The following is a 6,482-nucleotide window of genomic DNA, read 5'->3' on the forward strand; positions in this document are numbered from 1 at the left end:
GACTGCTCCTCCTCCTTCAGCGGCCAGACCCCGCTGGTGGACATGGGAGCCTCGACCTACCAGGGCCAGTCCGGCGGCCTGTACCCCGGCGCGAGCAACACCCGTCCGGCCGCGCACACCCAGGCCGGCAAGGACATCGCGCTGCAGCACGTGCTTCCGCGCAACGCCGCCGGCCAGGTCGACCTGGTCAACGGCAAGGTGGTGCTGATCTCGATCGGCATGTCCAACACCACCCAGGAGTTCCAGGCCTTCATCGCCAGGACCGCCCAGTACGCCAACCTCAACAGCCGCCTGGTGATCGTCGACGGCGCCCAGGGCGGCCAGGACGCCCACGCCTGGGAGAACCCGGCCGGCACCACCTGGTCCGTGCTGGCCGGCCGGCTGAGCGCCGCCGGGGTGACCGCCGCCCAGGTCCAGGCCGTCTGGATCAAGGAACAGTACGTCGGCGACAACCTGGGCGCCTTCCCGGCCGGCGCCCGGTCCCTGCGCGACAGCCTCGCCGCCATCGCCCGCAACGCCCGCGCCAAGTACTCCAACCTGGCGCTCGGCTACGTCGCCAGCCGCATCTACACCTACAATCCCAGCCGCAGCGCCGGCGCCTACCAGCAGGGCTTCGCCGTCAAGTGGCTGATCGAGCAGCAGATCAACGGCGACCCCACCCTCTCCTACGGCGCCGGCGGCGTCGCGCCGTGGCTCTCCTGGGGGCCGTACCTGTGGGCCGACGGCCTGGGCGCGGACCACGCGGCCGGCGGTGTCCCCGGGCGCGGCGACGGTCTGGAGTGGAAGTGCTCGGACCTTGAGAGCGACCTGGTGCACCCCGGTCCCACCGGTGAGCAGAAGGTCGCCACCATGCTGCTGAACCAGTTCAGCACGGACGAGACGACCGTCTCGTGGTTCAACAAGTAACGCGCTACGGAGGCCGATTCGCATGCCGCACATCACCGTTCCCCACCAGCGACCGGGCATCCGGGGGCTGATGGCCAGCAAGCCCTCCTCGGGGCGCGCCCTCAGTGAGCTCGCGGAGCAACTGCTCCGCGGCGAGTCCCCGCTCACCGCGGGCGAGCGCGAACTGATCGCCGCGTTCGTCTCGGCCCGCAACGAGACCCGCTACTGCACCGGTTCGCACAGCGCGGCGGCCGCGCACACGCTGAGCGGAGGCGACTACACCGTGGTCGACGCCGTCAAGCGCGACCTGGCGACCGCACCGGTGAGCGAGAAGATGCGCGCGCTGCTGGAGCTCGCGGGCCGCGTCCAGATCAGCGGCCTGGCCGTCACCGACGAGCACATCGCCGCCGCCCACGCGGCGGGCGCCGACGACGAGACCATCCACGACACCGTGCTGATCGCCTCCGCGTTCTGCATGTTCAACCGCTACGTCGACGGCCTCGCCGCGATCACGCCCGACGACCCGGCCGTCTACGACGAGATCGGCGAGAGCCTCGCCGCCAAGGGCTACCTGCCCTGACCCGCACCCCCCGGACCCCCGGCCGGTCCCACCCGACCGGCCGGGGGCCCCAGGCGCCCGGCGCCCCCGCCCGGGTCCGTGGGGCATGGAGCACACCGGCACCCCGCAGCGCCCGTCGTCAGCGCTCCGGCCGAAGCGAGCCCGGCCCGGGCCCCGGACCGGCGTCGTACGCCTGTGCGAGACTGCCCGTCATGCGGGCTGATACGGAACTTCTGCGGGACCTGATCGCCGTGACGCCGGGGATCGTCACATGGCCCGGCCGTGGCCGTCCGGAGGCCGTGATCCGCGCGGCGGAGTCGGTCACCGGCCCGCTGCCGCGCTCGTACCGGTGGTGGCTGGCCGCGTACGGGGAGGGCTCGCTGCGCGGCCGTCCGATCGCGACGCCGGATCCCGTGCCGGGGCTGGGGGAGCCCGGGCTTCTCGACGACCGGTCCGGCGGGGGGCGGCTCTGGTTCCACGAGGACGACGACCACGAGTGTTTCGGGTTCGCCCTCGACCGGGCCGCGGACGGGGAGTGGCCCGTCGTGGTGCGGAGCCGGGTCACCGGTGAGGAGTGGCCGTTCGCCGACTCCTTCGCCGGGTTCCTCACGGTGTGGACGGCGCGGGCCGCCGGGCTGCGCGAGGGGCCGAACCCGGCCGTCGCCCGGCTGTGGCGCGCCACGCCGGGGGTGCGGCTGCCGGACGGCGGCACGCTGCTCGGGCCGCACGTCTTCGGCGCCCGCAACGACGCCTGGGAGGTGCGGACGCACGCGCCGCACTGGGTCCTGGTCGGCGAGGACGGCGGGGGAGCGGGCCTGTTCATGCGCCGGCACGGCCGGGACCGCTCGTCCCTGTACCGGCTCGCGCCCGGCGCCCCGCGGGGCGAGGTCGCGGACCATGCTGAACCACTGGGCGCGGACCTCTTCGACTGGCTCGACCGGCTCCCCGGCCCCGCGAGCGGCTGACCCAGGGCGGGCCGGCGCCGCCGGGCGTCAGGGGATCAGGTCCGCGACCGCCCGGGCCATGGCGGCCGTGCCGGCGTCCCCCGGGTGCAGCCCGTCGCCGGAGGCGTAGGCGGCGGCCAGCTCGTCGCGGTGGCCCGGCCGGGGGTCGGCCAGCGCGCGGTCGAGGTCGGCCACCGCGTCGTACGCCCCGGAGGTGCGGATCCACCGGTTCACGGCGTCCCGGACCCGCTCCTTCTCCGGCGCGTAGTACGGCGCGTAGCCGCGGAACGGGGGCAGGGTCGCCCCGACCACCGTCAGCCCGCGCCGGTGCGCCGCGTCGATCAGCGCCCGGTGACCGTCGGTCACCTGCTGGGCGGTGACCGTGGGGTGGGCGCCGCAGCCCCAGTCGTCCAGGCCGCCCCCGCCGATGTCGTTGATGCCGATCAGCACCACGACGGTGCGCGCGCCGGGCCGGTCGAGCACCTCCCGGCGGAACCGCTCCAGGCCGCGTTCGCCGTAGCACGGGGAGTCGGTCAGGAGCCGGTTGCCGCTCAGCCCGGCGTTGACGACGGCGAGCCGGCGCCCGTCGGCGCGCAGCCGTTCGGCCAGCCGGTCCGGGTAGCGGCGGTCGGTGCCCGGGGTCGAGCCCCAGCCGTCGGTGAGGGAGTCGCCGAACGTGACGACGGCGCCCCCGGTGCGGGCGCCGCGCACCTCCACGCCGGCCAGGAGGTAGTGGGACTCGCTGGTCGCCCCGGCGAAGGCCTCGCCCGTGGTGTCCCGGGTGCGGTCGCCCGTGGCCCGGTGGGCGGTGGCGAGCCCGTCCTCGTGGAAGGCCACCGGGCCGGTCGGCCCGCTGAAGTAGAGGGTGACCGCGATCCGCTCCAGCGGCCGCACGGGCAGCCGCAGGACGTCCGACCACAGCTCCGCCCCGGCGGGCACGACGGCGTCCGGGCGCCCGCCGAAGCGGAGCGCGCCGATCGTCCCCGGGAGCACCGACGCGCCGTCACCGGCCCGGGCGACGCTCGCCCGGCTCAGCCGCAGCGGCTGCCCGCCGTACCGGTTGGACACCCGGATCCGCAGCTCGGAACCGGCGGCGGTGACCCGGACCACCTGGCGCAGGCTCTGGTCGGCGAAGCCGTCCCAGGCCCAGTTCGGCCAGGACCAGGGCTGCGGCGCCGTCGGGCGGACCAGCGAGGAGGCCCACGCGGCGGTCCAGGCTCCCCCCGAGGCCGACCCGGCGAACGCCGGCGGCGCCCCCGGAACGGCCGCCGGCGCGACGGCCAGCGCGGTCAGCAGACCGGCGGCGGCCACCGCGCGGCGGGCGCGGAGGAACGGCTTCCTAGCGGGCACGGGGACTCCTGGGGCCGACGGGATTCCCCGGAACCTACCGCGCCGGCCCACCGGGCGGAACCCGTGCGCGCGATCGCCGCCGCGCCGGGCCGGCGGGTGTGGTGGGCGCCGGTGTCGGAGCGGTCGCCTACGCTGTGCGGCCATGGGACTCTCGATATCCGTGGGCATGCTCCACGACCAGGCACGCAACGACCCCGAGGGGTTCGACCACCACCGCCGAGCCTTCGACCGCCTCGGCGCGGCGCTCGGGGCCGAGGGGGTCGACTGGCACGAGCCGCCGCTCGACGGGCCCGCGCAGGACCCCGCCTTCTCCGGCGGCTTCCCCTACGGCTACCTGACCCGGCTGCGCCGCGTGCTGGCGCTCGCCGGCCGGGGCGAGCCGGTCACGCCCGCCGAGGAGGACGGACCCGGCTGGGACCGCGACCGCGAGCTGATCCAGGAGGAGGCGCTGATGTTCGCCTCGCACCTGATCTGCCATGCCGACAACGCCGGTTACTACGTGCCGGTGGACTTCGCCGACCCGTTGTTCCTGCCCGCCGAGGCGGGCGTCGCGGGCGGCGGCATGGTCGGCTCCACCCAGCGCCTGCTGCGCGAACTCGTCACGCTCGCACCGGCCCTGGGCATCGCGCCGGCCGATCCCGGCACCGCTTCCGCCGAACACCCCGTCCCCGACGGGCCGTTCGAACCCGAGCGGTACGCCTGGCACCAGCTCCACCGTGCCTGCCTGGCCAGCCTCGCCGGCGGCCACGCGATCGTCTTCCACTGACCGGGGACCGCCACCCGCGCGCGGGTCCTCCGGCTACGGCAGGCGGCCGTCCTGCCGATGTCCGGGGAGCCCGCGCCCGGTCGGCGGTAACGGTACCCGCCGGGCATTCACTCTTCCGGCCTATTGGGCGGGGTGGTTCGGGCCCGATACATTTTTCTGCGGAACGGGCTTCTCGTCGCAGCCGGTTCCGGCAGGACCGATTCATGACTCAGCGTCAACTCCATTGATGACGGCCACCTTTCGGTGGCGGTCCGAAGGACGCCTTCGCCGGGGAGTCACCCCACCCCGAGGCCACGGTCCTGCCCGCCCTCCGGCACCCACCAGCCAGTCGGGAGGAACCATGAACGCCACCGCCAACTGGAACGACATCCTGGTCCGGGACAACTTCCCGGACGTCGGACAGACCCCCACGGCCGACCCCGTCTGGGAGTCCCCGGACATCATCCCCTTCGGCAGCGACATCCTCGACTTCGGCCTGCTGGAGTCCAGTTACGACGGTCCCGACCTCGGACTGAGCCACCCCATCGTGTACGGGCGGCTCAACCGCATCTACGTCCGGGGAAGGAACCTGAGGACCGGCTGTCCCGCCTCCGGCGACGTCAGGCTCTACTACGCCCCCGGAGGGCTGCTGCTGGACCCGCGGGCGTGGACCCCGCTCACCGCCGAGGGCGGCGGGACCAGCGTGCCGCTCACCGTCCGCGGCGGCGCCAGGGAGATCCCTCCCGGACGGATCTGCGTGAGCAGGTCCGCCTTCCTCTGGCCGAGCAGCAACCCGCCGGGTCACTACTGCACGATCGCCACCGTGGACACACCCGCCCACCCCGTGTCCGCCACCCTGCCCACGTTCGGCTCGCTCGTCGACTACCTGAACTGGGTCAGGTACAACCCCAACGTCGGCTGGCGCAACATCGACGTGATTCCGTGCCGGCAGACCAGGTACGTCCTCTCCAGCCTGGCCGTCTGCAACCTGAACAACACCCCGACGCGCTTCGTCTTCGGGATCTCCGGCACCGACCTGCCCGCCGGCACCGCGACCTTCTCCAACACCGACCAGCAGGCCCCGTTCAGCCTGACGGCGCAGATCTACGCGCCCGGCACCGACGAGGGGTACACGCGCTCGGTCGTCCTGCCCGCCAACTACTCCGGGACGGTCACCGTCGTCGTCCAGCTCGACCAGCCGCTCCCGTGTGACGCCCGGATGGTGCTGCGCGCCTACACCCCGGTGACCGCCAACGCCGGAGAACGCGAACGGCGACTCGCCGTTCCCCTCACCGGCGTGCCCGGACTCCAGGACGCCCTGTTCCTCGAACTCGGCGCGTACACCTTCGTCGCCGCACCGGGTGCGTGAGACCGCGATCGACCGGCCCTCACCCGGGCCCGCGCCGGCCAAGGTCCTCGGGGCGCGCCGGGTCACCTGTTTCAGCGCGAGGACGAGCGCGAGGGCGAGGCGGGGGAGGACGGCGTCCAGGAGCAGGACGGACGTCAGCGGCGCCGGCCACCGCGCCGCGAGGCCGGGGAGGGCGCGGGACGGCGAACGGCCCGCCGGTCACGCCGCCGGGCCCTTCCGGCGGGCGTGACGGCTCGGTACGGGTTCACATCCGACGGTGCCGGGTGATCCGCAGGACGGGATCCTCGCCGGGAACCGCCGCTCCGCTCGCGGTGCGCGGTGCGCGTGCCGGCGGCGTGAGGCCGGCCGGCCGCCACCGCTTCGGCCGGAATCACCCGGACGGGCCAAGCGTCCGGCGCGCCCGTCGCCCGGCGGAGATCCTGGTTCCGGCGAGCGCCCGAGCCACACCGGGCCGGAGCCGACACGGGAGCCCTCGGCGCGCACCGTGGCCCGCGCCCGGCGGACCGGGGGGAGCCGGTCGGGAAGCGGCCGGCCGCCGGAGGGCCGTCACCCACCGAGGAGAGGTGCCTTCCGATGCAGATCGATCTCAGCGGACGGACCGCGCTGGTCACCGGATCGACGGCGGGAATC

The 6,482-nt window shown here is 74.7% G+C and carries 6 protein-coding genes; 5 read left to right on the forward strand and 1 reads right to left on the reverse strand.

The window, feature by feature from the left end:
- The 3 genes from ABD308_RS20110 to ABD308_RS20120 all read left to right on the forward strand — a co-directional run.
- A partial coding sequence (locus tag ABD308_RS20110) for a hypothetical protein (RefSeq protein ID WP_344337207.1) occupies window positions 1–906 on the forward strand: 906 nt, incomplete at its 5' end.
- 22 nt (window positions 907–928) lie between these two features.
- The gene (locus tag ABD308_RS20115; RefSeq protein WP_344337209.1) at window positions 929–1,465 is read left to right on the forward strand and encodes a carboxymuconolactone decarboxylase family protein; all 537 of its coding nucleotides are present in this window, start codon (window positions 929–931) and stop codon (window positions 1,463–1,465) included.
- A gap of 191 nt (window positions 1,466–1,656) precedes the next feature.
- Complete coding sequence (locus ABD308_RS20120) at window positions 1,657–2,409, forward strand: SMI1/KNR4 family protein (protein ID WP_344337211.1); 753 nt, start codon at window positions 1,657–1,659, stop codon at window positions 2,407–2,409.
- Between the two features lie 27 nt (window positions 2,410–2,436).
- Here ABD308_RS20120 and ABD308_RS20125 read toward each other — a convergent pair whose 3' ends face one another.
- On the reverse strand, window positions 2,437–3,738 hold the full coding sequence (locus tag ABD308_RS20125; protein WP_344337213.1) for an SGNH/GDSL hydrolase family protein: 1,302 nt from the start codon (window positions 3,736–3,738) through the stop codon (window positions 2,437–2,439).
- 142 nt (window positions 3,739–3,880) lie between these two features.
- Here ABD308_RS20125 and ABD308_RS20130 point away from each other — a divergent pair, with 142 nt between their 5' ends.
- Window positions 3,881–4,504 carry a hypothetical protein gene (locus ABD308_RS20130; protein ID WP_344337215.1) on the forward strand — a complete coding sequence of 208 codons (624 nt, stop codon included), beginning with the start codon at window positions 3,881–3,883 and terminating at the stop codon, window positions 4,502–4,504.
- 340 nt (window positions 4,505–4,844) lie between these two features.
- Entirely contained in the window at window positions 4,845–5,852 is a 1,008-nt protein-coding gene (locus ABD308_RS20135) for a hypothetical protein (RefSeq protein WP_344337217.1), read from the forward strand.
- Window positions 5,853–6,482: the final 630 nt, after the last annotated feature.

Origin of the sequence: Kitasatospora putterlickiae, from assembly GCF_039527695.1 — a bacterium.
In the GTDB taxonomy this organism is placed as follows: Bacteria; Actinomycetota; Actinomycetes; order Streptomycetales; family Streptomycetaceae; genus Kitasatospora; species Kitasatospora putterlickiae.